This window comes from Bradyrhizobium sp. Ken64 (assembly GCF_055807555.1).
In genome coordinates, this window is record NZ_JBVVPA010000136.1 from 1 (window position 1) to 238 (window position 238).

Sequence of the window (238 nt, forward strand, 5' to 3'; positions counted from 1 at the left end):
GTCACCGGCATGCCGTCACGGAATTTGCCCATCAGCGTCTCGCCGGCATGCGCCAGCGCTTCCAGCCGCGGCAAGCCGAGGAAGCCGCACGTCCCCTTGATGGTGTGGACCAGCCGGAAGATGTTATCCAGGATCTTGGCGTTGTTCGGCTCCTGCTCGAACTTCACCAGCTGATTGTCCACGGTGTCCAGGCTCTCGCTGGTTTCCGTCAAAAACTCCCGCAACAGATCATCCATGA

The 238-nt window shown here is 60.1% G+C and carries 1 protein-coding gene; it reads right to left on the reverse strand.

Annotated features, from left to right (window positions below; all coding sequences use genetic code 11):
- A partial coding sequence (locus AC0L2F_RS35955; RefSeq protein ID WP_473251551.1) for an Hpt domain-containing protein occupies positions 1-236 on the reverse strand: 236 nt, incomplete at its 3' end.
- Positions 237-238 lie beyond the last annotated feature (2 nt).